The sequence below is a fragment of the Pseudomonas sp. GL_103 genome, assembly GCF_057835175.1.
The window spans coordinates 1,668,848-1,688,030 of record NZ_CM174420.1 but is presented as its reverse complement, the minus strand read 5'-3'; the positions used below and the strand labels follow the sequence as shown (position 1 = coordinate 1,688,030).

At 61.1% G+C, this 19,183-nt stretch carries 7 protein-coding genes; 2 read left to right on the top strand and 5 right to left on the bottom strand.

Annotated features, from left to right (window positions below; all coding sequences use genetic code 11):
- Positions 1-47: 47 nt before the first annotated feature.
- The 3 genes from AC3IP0_RS07610 to AC3IP0_RS07600 form a co-directional block, all read right to left on the bottom strand.
- Positions 48-11,552: a two-partner secretion domain-containing protein gene (locus tag AC3IP0_RS07610; protein WP_489327097.1), complete on the bottom strand. Its 11,505-nt coding sequence runs from the start codon at positions 11,550-11,552 to the stop codon at positions 48-50.
- A 24-nt stretch (positions 11,553-11,576) separates the two neighbouring features.
- Positions 11,577-13,283 carry a ShlB/FhaC/HecB family hemolysin secretion/activation protein gene (locus AC3IP0_RS07605; protein ID WP_489327096.1) on the bottom strand — a complete coding sequence of 569 codons (1,707 nt, stop codon included), beginning with the start codon at positions 13,281-13,283 and terminating at the stop codon, positions 11,577-11,579.
- Between the two features lie 276 nt (positions 13,284-13,559).
- Positions 13,560-14,900, bottom strand: a complete 1,341-nt coding sequence (locus AC3IP0_RS07600; protein WP_007972492.1) for a DEAD/DEAH box helicase — start codon at positions 14,898-14,900, stop codon at positions 13,560-13,562.
- Between the two features lie 191 nt (positions 14,901-15,091).
- Here AC3IP0_RS07600 and AC3IP0_RS07595 point away from each other — a divergent pair, with 191 nt between their 5' ends.
- The gene (locus AC3IP0_RS07595; RefSeq protein WP_489327095.1) at positions 15,092-16,390 is read left to right on the top strand and encodes a mechanosensitive ion channel family protein; all 1,299 of its coding nucleotides are present in this window, start codon (positions 15,092-15,094) and stop codon (positions 16,388-16,390) included.
- 69 nt (positions 16,391-16,459) lie between these two features.
- On the opposite strand, the gene AC3IP0_RS07590 is transcribed toward AC3IP0_RS07595, so the two are convergent.
- Complete coding sequence (locus tag AC3IP0_RS07590; protein ID WP_008018228.1) at positions 16,460-17,104, bottom strand: hydrolase; 645 nt, start codon at positions 17,102-17,104, stop codon at positions 16,460-16,462.
- A gap of 158 nt (positions 17,105-17,262) precedes the next feature.
- On the opposite strand from AC3IP0_RS07590, the gene AC3IP0_RS07585 reads away from it, so the two are divergent.
- A complete protein-coding gene (locus AC3IP0_RS07585; RefSeq protein ID WP_489318787.1) occupies positions 17,263-18,150 on the top strand; it encodes a LysR family transcriptional regulator in 888 nt (295 codons plus the stop codon).
- A gap of 117 nt (positions 18,151-18,267) precedes the next feature.
- Here the strand turns inward: AC3IP0_RS07585 and AC3IP0_RS07580 are convergent, their stop codons facing one another.
- A complete protein-coding gene (locus tag AC3IP0_RS07580) occupies positions 18,268-19,134 on the bottom strand; it encodes a carboxylate/amino acid/amine transporter (protein ID WP_489327094.1) in 867 nt (288 codons plus the stop codon).
- Between the last annotated feature and the right edge of the window lie 49 nt (positions 19,135-19,183).

The window sequence follows — 19,183 nt, the reverse complement described above, 5'->3', positions numbered from 1 at the left end:
CTCAAGCCCAACGGGGCAAGAGGATCGAGCGAAGAGCAGGTGTAGCACTAGACCAACCCGCCTGTGGTCTGGAATACGTCCTTGCGGTTCTCGATGGAGCTGGACGCCAGGCTCAGGTCGCCACCACTCTCGATGGTCGCCGACACGTTGGAGATCGACGCACTCAATCCATTGTTGTCGTCCTTGGCGATGCTGACGTTGCCGAGGCCAAAGATATCCGCGTAGCGGTTGGTGAAGTTATCAGTACGCAGCGCCATGTCGTCGCCGCTGAAGATCAGGCCATTCTGGTTGAGGATGGTGGGGGCGTTGACGCGCAGGTTGGCGCCACTGCCCAGGGTGCCCTGGTTGTTCAGGTAAGCGGCATTGACGGTCAGTGCCCCGACTGAAGTGAGGCGTCCGAGGTTGGTCAGGCTGCCACTGCTACCGACGGTTCCACTGGCGCCAGCCGTGATACTCGCCACAGAGGTAAGGTCGATCTGCGCAGCACTCAGACCAAGATTGCCGACACTGCTCACGCTGCCATTGCCGCTATAAACACCGCCCAGGTTGAGGGCAAGGCTACCGCTGCTGGCAATCAACCCATCGTTGTACCAGTTGCCCCCGCTCCCCGTGAAACTGTCGGAGGCCAGGAGTTGGCCACCGGCGGTTTGGCTGAAGTTGTTGACGTTGACGTTCAGGCGCCCGGCCTGAATGACGCTGCTGTTGGTCCAGGTGTCCGCGTTTAGAGTCAGGCCGCCACGGGTGACGATGCTACCGCCCGCATTGACGACGTTGGGCATGGACAGGCCAAAAGTGCCGGTGCCGACATGCAACAGGGTGCCGCCAGTGTTAAGGAAGCTGCCGGCAGCAAGGGTCAGGTCGCTGTTGGCGCTTTCGACGGTGCCATTACGGTTATCGAACAGGCCACCGACATTGAATTGGGTCGCGCCACTGGTGCCGAGGGCACGTAGTTGGCCCGTCTGGTTGTCGATACTCGCGGCGGTGATCGCCAGGGTACTGTCGCTTTCGATGATGCCCAGGCGGTTGTTCAGAGCACCGCTCAGGGTCAGGTCGATCTGGCTGCCGGCGATCTGGCCGTCATTGCTGCCACTGTTGTCGAAGTTGTTGCCAGTGACACTGACCCGGCCCTGGGCATAGAGACCGCCATTGCGGTTGTCGAAGTCAGCGGTATGAATGATCGTATCGCCGGCTTGCGCAGCGATACGCCCACCGTAGTTGTCGATGCCGGCCAGCGCGGTCAGGTCCAGGCGCTGGGCCTGGGTGACGCCGCCCTGGTTGTTGTTGCTTGGGTCGTAGCCGTTTTTCAGCACGCCGGTGAGGTGGGCGCTGAACGCGCCTTGCAGGCTGGCCAACACGCCGCCACGGTTGTCGAGGTTGCCGGCAATGACGGTCAGGTCGCTGCCTTGGGCGATGATGCGACCGCTATGGTTGTCGATGTCACCGGCGACAGTGAGGCTCAGCGCACCCTGGCTTTGCAGTGCACCCAGGTTGTTGGCCAGGTTGGCGGCTTGTAATTGCACGCCACCATTCTTGCTGTAGATCAAGCCATCGGCGTTGTTCTGCACGGCGCCCGTAGCAGTGAGCAACAGTTGACCGTCGGCGGCCACGGTGCCGCGATTGCTGTTGTCGAGGCCGCCGGTGAGCAGGGTCAGCAGAGACTGGCTCGCCAGTTGCCCACCCCGGTTGTTGATCTGGCTCGCACCTTGAATCAGTAGCGGGCCGGCACTGGCGAGTTTGCCGTTGGTGTTGGTTAAGGCGCCGAGCAGATCGAGGTTGACCGTGCCATTGCCGATCAGGCTGCCGGCCGTGTTGTCCAGGGTGGTACCGGTGAAGCTCAAGCTCTGTTGCGCGTTGATCGCACCCGCCGCGTTACCGAGGGTCATGGCTTGCATGACCAGGGCCGCACCACTGTCGATCAGGCCGTTCTGGCCGTTGTCCAGCAGCCCGCTGACGGTCAGGGTCTGGCCAGCGCCGCTGGACAGGATGCCGCCGCTGTTATCGAGGCTGGAGGCGTTGACGCTGAGTGTATTCTGACTGACCAGTGCACCGGTGCCGCTGTTGAGCAAGGCGCCACTCAAGGTCACGCCGAGGTTGCCGCTGCGGCTGGAGAGCGTGCCGCCGTTGCGGTTATCGAGGCTGCCAGCATGGACATCCAGGCCCTGCCAACCGGAGATCAGGCCGTTCTGGTTGAGCAGTCCGCCGGTGGCATCGAGGTTCAGCAGGTTGCTGCTGATCAGTTTGCCGCTGCTGTTGTCGAAGGTGTGTCCGACCAGGGCAATGCTCTGGGTGCTGGAGACTTCGCCACTGCGGTTGTTCAGATCGCGCAGGTTGCTGATGGTCAGCGGCCCTTTGGCAGTGATCAAACCGTTGTTGTTGCTCAGGTCTCCACCGCCCAGGTCAAGCGTGATACCGGCGTCGCCCAGCAAGCGACCGCCGTTCTGGGTCAATGCACCAAGATTCAGACCGATAGTGCCTTTGGCCGACACTTCGCCGCCATTGCTGGAATCCAGGCTGTTGGCAGTCAGGCTCAATCCGCCCTGGCTGTTGATCAAACCATTGGCGCTATTGTCCAGGGTCGCCGCGTTGACCGTCAGCACCGTGCCGCCGAGTAGTTGGCCGCCCTGGTTGTTAAGGTCGGCGGAAGCGACATTGAGCGCCTGCGCCGCGTTGATCAGGCCGTTACTCTGGTTGCTCAGCAAACCATTGACGTTGAGCGCGAGGTTGCCTCGGCTGGTCAGGAGGCCGCCGCGGTTGTCCAGCGTGCCGGCGCGCGCATCAACACTGGCGCCGGCAATCATGCCGTTGACGTTGCTCAGCGCTTGATTGACGCGCAGGGTCAGGCCCTGGTTGCTCAGCAGCTTGCCGCCGCTGTTGTCGAAGTTTTGCGACGCCAGGGTAAAGGCTTGGGCGCTGGAGATTTCCCCGCTCTGGTTAGCGACGCCGTTGAGGTTTTTCAGCAGCAGAACCGGCGCATTGATCAGACCGTTCTGGTTGTTCAACTGGCCGTTGTTCAAGTCGAGGGTCAAGGCACTGTTGCTGAATAAGGTACCGTTTTGCTGGTCCAGCCCCGTGACGCTGACGGTCAGTGCATCGCTACTGCCGATGCTGCCGATGCTGCCGCCGGCCTGGTTGCTCAGGTGTGCGGCGCTCAGGTCGAGGCGACCGGCGCTGCTGACGCGGCCACTCTGGCTGTTGTCGAAGGCACCGGTTTGAATCGAGACGGGGCCTTTGCCGCTGATCCGGCCCTGCTGCCGGTTGTCGAGGCTGGCGCTGTGCAAGTCGAGGTTGGCATCGGTGACCAGTTGCCCGCCCTGATTGCTGATTGCCCCAGCGCTATTGACGCTCAAGCTACCGGCGCTGGAAAAGCTGCCTGCCGTGTTGATCAGATTGCCCACGCGCGCGCCGAGCGAACCTTCACTGCTGAACAGACCGAGGCTGTTGTCCAGCGTAGCGCCGAGGTCAACGTCGATGCTCTGCTGGCTGAGCAAGGATCCGCGGGTGTTATCCAGCCCGGTGCCGGTCACGCTCAATCCGGTCTTGCCGGAGAGTAGGCCTTTGTTGCGGTTGATGATTTGATCGACTGTCAGCAGCAGGGTGTTCTGGGCAAGAATTTGTCCATTGTCGCTGTTGTCCAGTTGCTGGCCGACCAGGGTCAGGTTGCCCTTGGTGGAGAGTTCGCCACCACGGTTGTCGACGTTGCCAACCTTGATATCCAGTGTGCCCGTCGCACCGACGAAGCCGTTCAGGCGATTGTCCAGGCGATCGCCGGTCAGGCTCAGATTACCTTGGGCGATCAGCTGCCCGCCCTGTTGTTGCAAGCTGCCAACGGTGGCGGTGACGTCTTGTTTACCGGCGATCTGGCCGAGACTGTTGTCCGTTGTGGTTGCGCTGAGCAGCAGATTGCCGTCGGCGATCAAGGTGCCGTTGTGGTTGGTGAAGCTGTTGTCAACGGCCAGGCTCAGGCCATCACGGCTGCTGATCAAACCGCCGCTGTTGTCCAGGCTGGCGCTGTGGGCGTTCAGCGCGGCAGCGGAAATGATGCCGTTGATGTTGCTCATCGTCTGCGCCAGTCGCAGCGTCAGCGCTTGATTACTGAGCAGCTTGCCGCCGCTGTTGTCGAGTGTTTGAGCGTCAACAGTAAAGGCTTGGGCGCTGGAAATTTCGCCGTTCTGGTTGGCGACAGTGTTGAGATTTTTCAGCAGCAATGCACCGGGGGCATTGATCAAGCCACCCTGGTTGTTCAACTGGCCGTGGTTCAAATCGAGGCTCAATGCGGTGTTGCTGAACAGCTCACCGCCCTGCTGGTCGAGGCCTGTGACTGTTGCAGTCAGCGCCATGGCACTGGCAATCCGGCCATGGTCCTGGTTGATCACTTGAGCAGCGCTCAGGTCCAGGGTGTTGGCACTGGTCAGGCGACCACCGTGGCTGTTGTCGAACGCGCCGGTGTTGACGCGGGTTGCGCTTTTGCCGGACAGCACGCCGCTGTTTCGGTTATCGAGGCTGGCGCTGTAGAGGGTCAGTCCGGCATCGGTGGTGATCGAGCCACCCTGATTGCTCAATATCCCGGTGGTGGTGACGTTCAAGGCACCGGCGCTGGACAGACTGCCCGCGCCGTTATTCAGGCTGGCGGTATTGACCATCAAGGCGGCTTCGCTGCTGAGCAGGCCGGCGCTGTTGTCCAGATCGCCTGAAAGGTTGAGGCTGAGGTCGTTCTGGCTGGCCAGCGTACCCCCGGCATTGTTCAGGCTAACGCCGTTGAGGCTGAGTGTGTCGCCGAACAGCAGCCCCTTGTTCTGGTTGATCAGTTTGGCGACGCTCAGGCCCAGTGCGGTGCCCGCCAGCACCTTGCCGCCGTCGCTGTTGTTCAGTTGCTGGCCATTGATGCCAACCTCGACCTGGCTGGAGATTTCGCCCGCGCGGTTGTCGATGTCACCGACATTGAGTTTCAGCGCGTTTGTCGCCCCGACCAAACCACCCTGGCGGTTATCCAGTTTGGCGCCAGTCAGCGTCAGCGTGCCTTGGGCGACCAGTTCGCCGCCCTGCTGGGTCAGCGCGTCGATGTTGGCGTTCAGGTCGCTCTGGCTGGCGATGCGACCGGCATTGTTGAGCACCACGCCTGCTTGCAGCTGTACGAGGCCTATGGCGCTGAGCAGCCCGCTCTGGTTATCCAGACGCTGGCCGGTGAAGCCGATACCGGCCTTGCTGCTGAGCAGACCTTGCTGGCGGTTGTCCAATTGATCGATGTAGAGCTGCACGTCCTTGTCGGCACGAATGACACCGCCGCGATTGTCCGACGAGCCATTGCGCAAGGTCAGCAGATTTTTGCCCGAAATACGACCACCACGGTTATCAAGGCTCAGGCTTTGCAGGTTCATCAGGCCCTTGGCCTGCACGCTGCCGCCGCTCTGGTTGTTCAGCAAACCGCCAAGACCGAGGTCAAGATTGCCGTCAGTCACGAGGCTGCCCGCCTGACTGTTATCCAGACTTGCGGCGCTGACGTTCAGCCCTTGCCCGGCCCCCAAAGTACCGGCCTGGTTATCCACGGCGCCGCTGATCATCAGGCTCAAGCGCTGATCGGCCAGCACCTGACCGCCGCCATTACCCAGGCTCATGGCTACAAGGGTGGTGTTGCCGGCGCTGGACAGTTCACCGTTCTGGTTGAGCAGCGTGCCAGCCAGTTGCAGGTTCAGGTCGGCATCGCTGCTGATGCTGCCGTTGCTGTTGTCGAGCCGAGCGGCGTGCGCCTCCACACTCGATGCCGAAATCAACCCTCTGACGTTGGTCAGTGCCTGATTGATGCGCACGGTCAAACCCTGGTCGCTGAGCAACTTGCCGTCAGTGTTGTCGAGGCTTTGCGCCGTCAGGCTGAACGCCCTGGCACTGGAAATTTCACCGCCCTGGTTGGCGACGGCATTGAGGTTTTTCAGCAGCAGTTGACCCGGTGCCGTCAGCAAACCACCCTGGTTGTTCAACTGGCCATTGCTCAAGTCCAGGGTGACATCCGTGCTGCTGAACAATTGCCCGCCCGCGTGCTGATCGAGGCCAGTGACGGTGGCGGTCAACGCCATGGCGCTGGCGATGCGGCCAGCCACGCTGTTATCCACTTGGCCGGCCGTGAGGCTGAGCGCGCCAGTGCTGGTCAGGCTCCCGCCTTGCTGGTTGGTGAACGCGCCGGTGTTGAGTACCACGCCGTTACCGGCGATGCGACCTTGCTGGCTGTTGTCGAGACTGACACTGTTCAAGGTTAGTCCGGCGTTGGTCAGCAGGGCGCCGCCCTGGTTGGCAATCGCACCGCGGCTGGTCACGCTCAATCCGCCCACGCCAGATACGCTGCCCCCCTGGTTGCCGAGGCTCGCCGCTTGCAGCGTCAGCGTGCCGTCGCCACGCAGGGTGCCCTGCGCGTTGTTCAATTGATTGGCCAGGGTCAGGTTGAGATGGCGTTTCGCGTACAGGCTGCCCGCCCCGCTGTTATCCAGCTGCCCGGCGTTGAGCTGGACATCACGCTGCCCGGCGATCACGCCATTGAGCTGATTGTTCAAGCTGTCGAGACTCAGTGCGATGTCGCCATTAGCCAGGATCTGGCCGCTGCTGCTGTTGTCCGCCTGACTGGCGCTTAATGTCAGATCGCCGATGCTCGACAGTTGGCCGTTGCGGTTGTCCAGCGAATGGGTGGTGAGTTGCAGATTGCCGCCCACATTGATCAGCCCGAACTGGTTGAGCAGTGCTCCAGCAATTTGCGCAGTCAACGCGCCCGTGCTGGTCAGCTTGCCTTGCTGATTGGTGAACGCGCCGGTGTTGAGTACCACGTCGTTACCGACGATGCGACCTTGCTGGCTGTTGTCGAGACTGCCGCTGTTCAAGGTCAGTCCGGCGTTGGTCAGCAGGGCGCCGCTCTGGTTGGCAATCGCACCGCTGCTGGTTACGGTCAATCCGCCCACGCCGGATACGCTGCCCCCATTGTTGCCGAGGCTCGCCGCTTGCAGCGTGAGCGTGCTGTCGCCACGCAGGGTGCCCTGCGCGTTGTTCAATTGATTGGCCAGGGTCAGGTTGAGATGGCGTTTCGCGTACAGGCTGCCCGCCCCGCTGTTATCCAGTTGCCCGGCGTTGAGCTGGACATCACGCTGCCCGGCGATCACGCCATTGCGCTGATTGTTCAAGCTGTCGAGGCGCAGTGCGATGTCACCGTTAGCCAGGATCTGGCCGCTGCGGTTGTCCGCCTGACTGGCGCTTAACGTCAGATCGCCGACGCTCGACAGTTGGGCGTTGCGGTTGTCCAGCGAATTGGCGGTGAGTTGCAGATTGCCGCCCACATTGATCAGCCCGAACTGATTGAGCAGTGCTCCGGCAATTTGCGCAGTCAGCGTGCCCGTGCTGGTCAGCTTGCCTTGCTGATTGGTGAACGCGCCGGTTGTGAGTACCACGTCTTTACCGGCGATGCGACCTTGCTGGCTGTTGTCGAGACTGCCGCTGTTCAAGGTCAGACCGGCGTTGGTCAGCAGGGCGCCGCCCTGGTTGAGCAGCGTGCCAGCCAGTTGCAGGCTCAGGTCGGCATCGCTGCTGATGCTGCCGTTGCTGTTGTCCAGCCGAGCGGCTCGCGCCTCCACACTCGCGGCCGAAATCAACCCTCTGACGTTGGTCAGTGCCTGGTTGATGCGTACGGTCAAACCCTGGTCGCTGAGCAGCTTGCCGTCAGTGTTGTCGAGGCTTTGCGCCGTCAGGCTGAACGCCTTGGCACTGGAAATTTCACCGCCCTGGTTGGCGACGGCATTGAGGTTTTTCAGCAGCAGTTGACCCGGTGCCGTCAGCAAACCACCCTGGTTGTTCAACTGGCCATTGCTCAAGTCCAGGGTGACATCCGTGCTGCTGAACAATTGCCCGCCCGCGTGCTGATCGAGGCCAGTGACGGTGGCGGTCAACGCCATGGCGCTGGCGATGCGGCCAGCCACGCTGTTATCCACTTGGCCGGCCGTGAGGCTGAGCGCGCCAGTGCTGGTCAGGCTCCCGCCTTGCTGGTTGGTGAACGCGCCGGTGTTGAGTACCACGCCGTTACCGGCGATGCGACCTTGCTGGCTGTTGTCGAGACTGCCGCTGTTCAAGGTTAGTCCGGCGTTGGTCAGCAGGGCGCCGCCCTGGTTGGCAATCGCACCGCGGCTGGTCACGGTCAATCCGCCCACGCCAGATACGCTGCCCCCCTGGTTGCCGAGGCTCGCCGCTTGCAGCGTCAGCGTGCCGTCGCCACGCAGGGTGCCCTGCGCGTTGTTCAATTGATTGGCCAGGGTCAGGTTGAGATGGCGTTTCGCGTACAGGCTGCCCGCCCCGCTGTTATCCAGTTGCCCGGCATTGAGCTGGACATCACGCTGCCCGGCGATCACGCCATTGAGCTGATTGTTCAAGCTGCCGAGGCTCAGTGCGATGTCGCCGTTGGCCAGGATTCGACCATTGCCGCTATTGTCCGCCTGGCTGCCGTTCAACGTTAGATTGCCAAGACTGGAGATCTCACCGTTACGATTATCCAGTGCCGGGGTACTCAGCAGCAGATTACTGCCGGAATTGATGAAGCCGATCTGATTGAGCAATGGCCCGGTAATCTGCGCAGTCAGTGCGCCAGTACTGGTCAGCTTGCCTTGCTGGTTGGTGAACGCGCCGGTTGTGAGTACCACGTCTTTACCGGCGATGCGACCTTGCTGGCTGTTGTCGAGACTGCCGCTGTTCAAGGTCAGACCGGCGTTGGTCAGCAGGGCGCCGCCCTGGTTGAGCAGCGTGCCAGCCAGTTGCAGGCTCAGGTCGGCATCGCTGCTGATGCTGCCGTTGCTGTTGTCGAGCCGAGCGGCTCGCGCCTCCACACTCGCGGCCGAAATCAACCCTCTGACGTTGGTCAGTGCCTGGTTGATGCGCACGGTCAAACCCTGGTCGCTGAGCAGCTTGCCGTCCGTGTTGTCGAGGCTTTGCGCCGTCAGGCTGAACGCCCTGGCACTGGAAATTTCACCGCCCTGGTTGGCGACGGCATTGAGGTTTTTCAGCAGCAGTTGACCCGGTGCCGTCAGCAAACCACCCTGGTTGTTCAACTGGCCATTGCTCAAGTCGAGGGTGACGTCGGTGCTGCTGAACAATTGCCCGCCCGCGTGCTGATCGAGGCCGGTGACGGTGGCGGTCAACGCCATGGCGCTGGCGATGCGGCCAGCCACGCTGTTATCCACTTGGCCGGCCGTGAGGCTGAGCGCGCCAGTGCTGGTCAGGCTCCCGCCTTGCTGGTTGGTGAACGCGCCGGTGTTGAGTACCACGCCGTTACCGGCGATGCGACCTTGCTGGCTGTTGTCGAGACTGCCGCTGTTCAAGGTCAGACCGGCGTTGGTCAGCAGGGCGCCGCCCTGGTTGGCAATCGCGCCGCTGCTGGTCACGGTCAATCCGCCCACGCCGGATACGCTACCCCCCTGGTTGCCGAGGCTCGCCGCTTGCAGCGTCAGCGTGCCATCACCACGCAGGGTGCCCTGCGCGTTGTTCAACTGATTGGCCAGGGTCAGGTTGAGATGGCGTTTCGCGTACAGGCTGCCCGCCCCGCTGTTATCCAGCTGCCCGGCGTTGAGCTGGACATCACGCTGCCCGGCGATCACGCCATTGCGCTGATTGTTCAAGCTGTCGAGGCTCAGTGCGATGTCGCCGTTAGCCAGGATCTGGCCGCTGCTGCTGTTGTCCGCCTGACTGGCGCTTAATGTCAGATCGCCGATGCTCGACAGTTGGCCGTTGCGGTTGTCCAGCGAATGGGCGGTGAGTTGCAGATTGCCGCCTGCGTTGATCAGCCCGAACTGGTTGAGCAGTGCTCCGGCAATTCGGGCGGTGAGCGCGCTGCCACTGAACAGCTTGCCTTGCTGATGGTTGTCCAACGTCCCAGCCACGTTCAGGCCCAACGTGCCTTGACTGACCAGCGAACCTTGCTGACTGTTGTCCAGTGCACCCGCGCTGATCCGCAGGTCCTGCTGGGCAAGGACGCGCCCCCCCTGATTATTCATCTGGCCACTGGCGGTGATACTCAGGCTCTGCCCGGCGCCGATCAAACCGGCAACGTTATCCAGAGCCCCCACCTGCACGGTACTGACTGTCAGGCTGGACAGTTCACCGCCGCTGTTATCCAGATACCCGGCGTTGGCATTGAGGTTGCCAGTACTGGTGATCAGGCCGCCTTGGCTGTTCAACACCTGATTGGCGGTGACGCCCAGACTCCCCTGGCTCAACACTCGACCTTTCTGACGGTTATCCAGGGTCGAGGTGGAGATTTGCGTGCTGCCTTGACCTTTCAGCGTCCCACCTTGGTTGGACAGGGTCTGGGCCACCGTGGCTTGCAGCGAACGGCTGGCGATCACGCTGCCACTGTTGGTGAGGCTCTGCGCCGCGAGGCTGATATCACCGCTGGTGTTGCGGCTGTTGTCGGCGTTGACGCCGGCTTCGATCACCGCCTGATTGCTCAGTTGCCCGCCGCTGGACAGGCTGATGCGGTCGCGGGCAGCGAGGTTTTGTTGTGTGTTGAGGTCTCCAGAGGTGGTGACTGCAAGGCTGGTGCCCGCATAAACCGACCCCTGGGCATCGAGGCTCGCGGATGTGACGTTGACTGCACCAGCGGCAGCAGTCTGGGCCAGGCTCAGATGACCATTGGCATCGATCTGGATGTCACCGCCACTGGCGGCCAGATTACCGGCCAGCTTCACCCCGACCCCAGCCTCGGTGCCGACCAGTTTGATCGTCCCGGCGTACATGCCACCCAGCGCCGAACTGTCGATGGCCAATTGTGGTTTGGCGCTGCCGTCATCGGCGCGAGCAGTAGCACTGAGAGTCTGGGCGTTGACGTCGTTGCGACCGGCCACAATCGTCAGGTTTTTCGCTTGAATCTCGGCGTTGATCTTCGCGCTGCGAGTGATGATTTCGAAGCTGTCGACGTTGTTGGCATTCAGCCCTGCGCCGTCGATGGAGACGCTGCCCTGATCCACCTGATAACGATCCACGCGCCCGTTATCCAGCACGGGTTTACCGGTGGTCAATGTCACGCGCGGGGTATTGATGAAGCCGCAGCCGTTGCAACTGATGCCATACGGGTTGGCGACAATGACTCGTGCCGATTGACCGGCCACTTCGGTGTAACCGTTGAGTTGGCTCGGGCTGCCGCCGTTGACTTCGTTGAGGATGGTCTGCGCGGCGACCCCATTGAAGTTCGGGTTGCCGACGATGATCCCGCCCAGTTGGGTGGCTTGAGTACGCGCGGTGGCGTTGTTAAGAATCACACCTTGGGTGCCGACGTTGTAATCGTGAAACTGGTTATGTGACAGCCCGCTGCCATTGGGCGTGGCGATGTTGACGATCGGCACGCCGTTGCCCGCCTGACCGAGGCTGGTGCCCGGCGTGGCTACCACGATGCCGTCGGCCTGCGCCCATATCGGTTGCCAGAACATCACGTTCGCCAACAGGAACGCCAAACCGCGCTTGGGCATGCCCCAGAAGTGCTCGCGCGATTTCACTGCAGCAGCAGGCTGGCGGCTCAGGAAGGCGTATTGGCGGGCGTCCATGTCGAAGGTCTCGGTGAGGCGAAATCAGAGAAAGAAATCGATCCGGAACCAGATCGGCGCTTCGCGCTCGGTCAGGGCGTCCGGACGTTCAAGGGAATGGGCAAAGGTCACGCTGGCGGCGAGGTGCTGGCCGCGAGCAAACACCTCCACCGAGTTGCCGGACATGCGCCCGTGTTGATTGCCGTTGTAGCGATCGTTGCGAATCACGCCCTGGTCGTAACCGAGGCTGGTGCCGTATTCAGCGAACACAGGGCGCAGCCAATCCAGGGTGACCTGCCGGCTCCAGCGCAGGTCGTTGCGCCAGTAACCGCCGCTGTCACCGGACAGGGATTGGTCCTTGTAACCACGGATCGACGACAACCCGCCGAGACTCAGGCGCTGCGGGCCGAACAGTACGTCTTCACTGCGCTGGCCGGTCATCAGGCTGCTGAAACTGAGCGACTCGCCCCACAGCTTGAACGGCTGCAAGTAGCTCGCCGTGGCGGTGTATTTGCGGTAGCGCGCGTTCGGTTCGCCGGGGCCTGCGTGATCATCGCCCTGCGCATCAAACGCACCGATACCCTCTTGCATCCCGAGGTCGAGGTTGACGAATGCGCTGCCGACTCGCCGACCGTGGTTGATCCCGAACTGTGCTTCGCTGATGCGGTTACTGCTCAGCTTGAGCTTGCTGTCTTCGATGAAGTTGTTGGTGCGCAAGTACGACAGGCCGGTGCTGAGCGAGGTCTTGCTCACGGCATCGCGATGGATCACCCGCTCAGCGTGTAGCTGATGGTTTTCGCTGTCGCCGGTCTGTTTAAAGTTGAAGCCGTTGGCTTGAGCCAACGAGCGATAGTCACTCTGGCTGTAGGTGTAACTGAAGTTCCACCAGCCCCACGGCAGGCTGTAATTGAGCAGTGCGTTGCTGGAGGTGTGCCGGTGATCGCTCACCGCATCGTGACCGCCACGCAGATTCAACTGATCGGCCAGCCCCAGCGGGCTGTCCCAATCAAACGTCGTGCCCCACTGCTGCTCGCCGGTGCTGCGCAGGCCGTCGTTGCTGCGGGACAACCCGGCGCGCCAGGGTTTTTGCGAGGAGTTTTTGACCAGTACTTCGCTGCCGCCAACGTTCTTGCCCGGCGCCAACTCCATCTGTGCCTGATTCGATGGCAAGCGGTTGAGTTGATCGACCAGTTGCTCGATTTCGCGCAGGTTGACCAACTCACCGGTTTTTCCGGGGAATGCCATGCCCAACTCTCGGTCGGACAGCTTGCTGCCCGGCGCGCCTTTCAACCCTTCGAGTTTGCCTTCGACCACCAGCACCTTCAGGTGCCCGCCGGACAAATCCTGCTGCGGCAAATAAGCACGGCTGGTGACCAGGCCTTTTGCGATGTAGTGATCGGTGATGACTTTCAGCAGTTCGTTGAGCTGAGTGACGCCCAGGCATTGGCCGATGTAAGGCTTGAGCAGACGGTTTTTTTCGCTATCGGAAAGGCTGTCGGCGCCCTTGAGTTCGATGTCTGTGATGGGGAAACAACGGGTGTCCGCAGGCGCCGCGGGTTGAACGGGTTTGGCTTCCTTACCGGGCAACTCCTTGAGTTCTTCGAGACGCCGACGTTGCTCTTCGAGCAGACGATCCTGACGTTCGCGGATGAGATCAGTGTCACCCGGGGTAGTGGCAGCATTAGCAGAGTTCAGCGGAGAAAGGCACAGCAAAGCCAGGCACAACCTCGCCACAAGGGCGGGTAAGTACATGTTCGATCCCTCGAAGCGGAAAGTGATAGCACAATAATGTGCGCAATATTAAAGAGCCATCATCCTGGCGTCAAATAATGGATCCATTCGAAAAGTATGGGGGACGAACGGTAGCGGTTAAGAGGAAGCCACCGCCAAGCGCGAGCAACTGGTTCAGGAAGTGACCAGGCTCACCGAGCAGACGACGGACAAGAAAGCCGAAAGCTGATCGTTTGAGGAATTTCGAGCAAAAAAAAAAACCGGACATTTGTCCGGTTTTTTGGTCACGCCATCGACTTACTCAGCCGCCGGCGCTTCCGGCTTGCGGCGTTTGAGCGGGGCCATGCCGTCCTTGCTGACCAGGGAATCGCTCTTCGGCCGGTTGGCGCTCTTGCGCTTGGTCGGGGTCTTGGCGGCAGTTTTCTTCTTGTCGCCCTTGGCGTCGGTCTTTTTCTTCTTCACGCCGACGGCCTTGCCCGAGGCCTTGACCTTTTTCGGTCCGCCGTAGGTGCCTTTGACTTCCTTGATGGTGCGGCGCTCGAAGCTCTGCTTGAGGTAGCGCTCGATGCTCGACATCAGGTTCCAGTCGCCATGGCAGATCAGCGAGATGGCCAGGCCATCGTTGCCGGCGCGACCGGTACGACCGATGCGGTGTACGTATTCGTCGCCGCTGCGCGGCATGTCGAAGTTGATCACCAGGTCCAGGCCGTCCACGTCCAGACCGCGTGCGGCGACGTCGGTGGCCACGAGGATTTTCACGCCGCCCTGCTTCAGACGGTCGATCGCCAGTTTGCGATCCTTCTGGTCTTTCTCGCCGTGCAGCACGAACGCTTTGTATTCCTGCGCCACCAGGCGGCCGTAGATACGGTCGGCCATGGCCCGGGTGTTGGTGAAGACGATAGCCTTCTGGTAGGTCTCGTTGGCCAGCAGCCAGTTGACGATCTGTTCTTTGTGCTGGTTGTGGTCAGCGGTGATGATCTGCTGGCGGGTGGTGTCGTTCAGCTGGCTGACCGCGTTGAGCTGCAAGTGCTCTGGGTTGTTCAGGACCTTGGCGATCATCTCGCGCAGGCCCGAACCACCGGTGGTGGCGGAGAACAGCATGGTCTGCTGACGGTTGGTGCACTCGTCCACCAGACGCTGAACGTCTTCGGCGAAGCCCATGTCGAGCATGCGGTCGGCTTCGTCGAGCACCAGTACTTCAACTTCTTTCAAGTCGAGGTTGCCGGCGTTCAGTTGCTCGATCATCCGGCCCGGAGTACCGATCAGGATGTCCGGCACCTTGCGCAGCATGGCAGCCTGGACCTTGAAGTCTTCGCCGCCGGTGATCAGGCCGGACTTGATGAAGGTGAACTGCGAGAAGCGTTCAACTTCCTTCAGGGTCTGCTGGGCCAGCTCGCGGGTCGGCAGCAGGATCAGGGTCTTGATGCTGACGCGGATTTTCGCCGGGCCGATCAGACGGTTGAGGATCGGCAAAACGAATGCAGCGGTTTTGCCGCTACCGGTTTGCGCCGTCACCCGCAGGTCACGCCCCTGGAGCGCCAGCGGGATGGCCGCGGCTTGCACAGGCGTTGGCTCGACAAATTTCAGCTCGGCCACGGCTTTGAGCAGGCGTTCGTGCAGGGCGAATTGGGAAAACACGGGTGCTACCTCGAAGAAATGCAAAAAAACAGCTGCATAGGGTAACGGTTTCGAGCGCTCAGGCCGAGTTTCTTTATACAAATGGCGGTAAACAGTTGGTTTTTTATTGCCTGATTTTTCCCGAAACGTAATACAAAGCGTCTTAAATGCTCTAATCCCCTCTCGCGCCTTACAGAAGAATCGTTTCGACCATGGATATCAAACAGCTCTGGATCAACATCCTGGACCTTTGGGGTGCCCTCGACCAGCACCCGCTCGTGCACTCCAGCCTGTCGCTGTTGCTGCTATTGGCGATTGCGCTGTTCCTCGGACGGGTGGCGCGTTACCTCATTCTGCACGCGGCAAAAATGCTCAGCCGCCAGCCAGCCCTGCACTGGGTCAATGATTTTCTACAGAACAAGGTGTTCCATCGCCTGGCGCAGATCACGCCTTCGCTGGTGCTCCAGTTCGGTCTCAATCTGGTGCCGGACCTGAGCAAAACCAGCCTGAATTTCCTCGGCAACGTCGCCCTGTCCTTCACCTTCCTGTTTCTGCTGCTGGCGGTCAGCGCCCTGCTCAACGCCCTACTGGACATCTACGCCCGCACCGAACACGCCCGCACCCGCTCGATCAAAGGCTATGTGCAACTGGCGAAAATGGTGTTGTACGTATTTGGCTCGATCATCATCGTCGCCACGCTGATCGACCGCTCGCCGCTGTTGCTGCTGTCGGGCCTGGGCGCCATGTCGGCGGTGATTCTGTTGGTCTACAAGGACACACTGCTGTCGTTCGTCGCCAGCGTGCAGTTGACCAGCAACGACATGCTGCGGGTCGGCGACTGGATCGAGATGCCACAGGTGGGCGCGGACGGCGATGTGGTGGACATCACGCTGCACACGGTCAAGGTGCAGAACTTCGACAAGACCATCGTCTCTATCCCGACCTGGCGCCTGATGTCCGAGTCGTTCAAGAACTGGCGCGGCATGCAGGCTTCCGGTGGTCGCCGGATCAAACGCAGCCTGTTCATCGACGCCAGCGGAGTACGTTTTCTGCGTGACGACGAAGAGCTGAAGCTGTCCCAGGTGCACTTGCTCACCGACTACATGACCCGCAAACAGGCCGAACTCAAGGCCTGGAACGAAGCCCAGGGCAACGTCGCGGCCATGTCGGCCAACCGCCGGCGGATGACCAACATCGGCACTTTCCGCGCCTATGCGCTGGCCTACCTGAAGAGTCACCCGGGGATCCAGCCGAACATGACCTGCATGGTGCGCCAGATGCAGACCACGGCCCAAGGCATTCCGCTGGAAATCTACTGCTTCACAGGCACCACGGCGTGGGCCGACTACGAGCGGATCCAGGGGGATATTTTCGACTACCTGCTGGCGGTGCTGCCGGAGTTTGGGTTGAGTCTTTATCAGCAGCCGAGCGGGTCGGATTTACGTGCGGGGATATTGCCGGCGGTACTGGGCGCGAGCCATATTCCCGAAGCTGAAAAGCGCAGGGTGTAACACCACAAAACCTGTGGGAGCGAGCTTGCTCGCTCCCACAGGGGGTACATCGTTTTCAGAATTTGCGGGTTACTTGACCTGCCGCTGCGGTGCCTTGTGCACCATGGTGTAGGCGTAATCCACGCCCATGCCGTACGCGCCGCTGTGTTCCAGCACCAGTTCCATCACCGCCTCGTAAGTATCCTTGTGCGCCCAGTCACGCTGGTATTCGAGCAACACTTGTTGCCAGGTCACCGGTACCGCGCCGGCCTGAATCATCCGTTGCACCGACATGTCGTGGGCTTCCTTGCTGGTGCCGCCGGAGGCGTCGGTGACGATGTACACCTCGTAGCCTTCAGCCAGGGCTTCCAATGCCGGGAAAGTCAGGCAGACCTCAGTCCACAGCGCGGCAATGATCAGCTTCTTGCGCCCGGTGGCTTTCACTGCGTCTACCAGTGCCTTGTCTTCCCAGGAGTTCATCGAAGTGCGCTCGATCGGCTTTTGATCCGGGTGCACCGCCAGCAATTCGGGCCAGATGTAACCGCTGAAGCTTTCGGTTTCGACCGAGGTGTAGATGGTCGGTACGTTGAAGATCTTCGCCGCCTTGGCCAGGCCCACGGTGTTGTTCTTCAGGGTCTGACGGTCGATGGACTGCACGCCGAAAGCCATTTGCGGCTGGTGGTCGATCAGGATCAGGGCGGAGTTGGTTGGGTTGAGCAGTTCACGAATAGACATGGCGCGTTCCTTTTGATGTCGATACTTCGAATGGGTCAGGGGTTAGTCGACGTTGCCTAAAGCGGCGTTGTTGTCGGCTTGGATGTCACTTTAGGGGCTGGCGATAAAAGGGACAATTACCTAAAATCGAGAATCATTGATTCTAAAATAGGGACAATATGGATCGCATCGAATGCATGCGCGCCTTCGTCGTCACGGTCGGCGAGAACGGCTTCGCCGCAGCCGCCCGGGCCATGGACGTGCCGCGCTCGAAAGTCAGCAAACAGATTCAGGCGCTGGAAGAAGCCATCGGCGTGCAATTGCTGCAACGCACCACCCGCAGCCTGCACCTGACCGAGGCCGGGGCCGAGTATTTCGAAGCGGCACGGGAGGTGTTGGCGGCACTGGACGAGGCCGAGCAACGCGCCCGTGACGGCATCGGCGAGTTACGCGGGGTGTTGCGGGTCAACGCACCGATGTCGTTCGGTCTTCGGCGGCTGGGGCCGTTGATTCCGCTGTTTCATGAACAGCACCCGAACATCGAGCTGCAACTGGTGCTCAGCGACCAGCAGGTCGATCCCGTGCGGGGTGGGTTTGACGTGACTATCCGCATCGCCAGCATGCCCGACTCGACCATGATCGCCCGGCAACTGGCGCCCGCACCGCGCATCATGGTGGCGTCCCCGGCTTATCTCGAGCGCGCGGGCGTTCCGCAGACTCCGCAGGATCTGCGCGCCCATCAATGCCTAAACTACGGGTATCTGCAGAGCGGTGTCAGCCTGCAACTGTGCAATGGCAAGGAAACCCAGCGGGTGAACGTCACCGGCCCACTGCATGCCAACAACGGCGACCTGCTCGCCCAGGCCGCCGAAGCTGGCATGGGCATCGCCCTGCTGCCCGACTTCATCGTAGAGGATGCGCTGGCGGCCGGGCGGCTGGTGCCGGTGCTGTGCGAATGGCAGGCCCCGGCGATCACCATCAATGCGGTGTATTCGTCGGCACGGCGGGTGCCGCAGAAGACCCGGGCGTTTATCGAGTTTCTGGTAGGGCAACTGGCGCCGAAGTGATTTTCGAAGATCACGCAATCTATTGTGGGAGCGGGCTTGCTCGCGAAGGCGTCGTGTCAGTCGATATCATTGCCACTGGACACACCGCATTCGCGAGCAAGCCCGCTCCCACAGGGTTCAGCGTGCCACCAACGAATGGCGTGCGCCCAACCGACTGATCCACACCGCCAGCAAAATCACCGAACCGCCGAGCAACAACCGCCCCAGTTCTTCATGCTGGTTCCAGATCAGCAGGTTGATCAGCAACCCCACCGGCACATGCAGGTTGTTCATCACCGCCAGCGTACCGCCGTTGACCAGGCACGCGCCCTTGTTCCACCAGTACAGCCCCAAAGCGGTCGAGACCAGGCCGAGGAACAGCAGCACGCCCCATTGCAGCGGTGCTTCGGGCAGGAAGTTCTGTTTGCCGAACAATAGAAACGCCGGCAGCGCCACGGCCAATGCGCCGAGGTAGAAGTAGCCGAAGCGACGGTAATGCGGTAGATCGCTAGGGTGGCGGGCAACCAGGTGTTTATAGAGCACCTGCCCGGCGGCGTAGGTGAAGTTGGCCAGTTGCAGCAACAGGAAACCCATGAAGAAGTCCGGGTTGATCCGGTCAAAGCGAATCACCGCCGCCCCCGCCACCGCCACCAGCGCCGCGACCAGGGCCCAGGGATTGAAGCGACGGTTGAGCGCATCTTCGATCAGGGTCACGTGCAGCGGCGTGAGGATGGTGAACAGCAACACTTCCGGCACCGTCAGTACGCGAAAGCTCAGGTACAGGCAGACGTACGTTACGCCGAACTGCAACGCGCCGATCAACAGCATGCCGCGCATGAACGCCGGCTCCACCGAGCGCCAGCGGGTCAGCGGGATGAACACCAGCCCTGCCAGCAGTACGCGTACCAGCACGGCGAAGTAACTGTCGACATGACCGGCCAGGTATTCGCCGATCAAACTGAAGGAAAACGCCTGGATCAGCGTGACAAAAAGTAGATAGCTCATGCTCGCCTCATTTCGAATGGCGGCGACGATAGCGGTTTTTGCTTTGAAT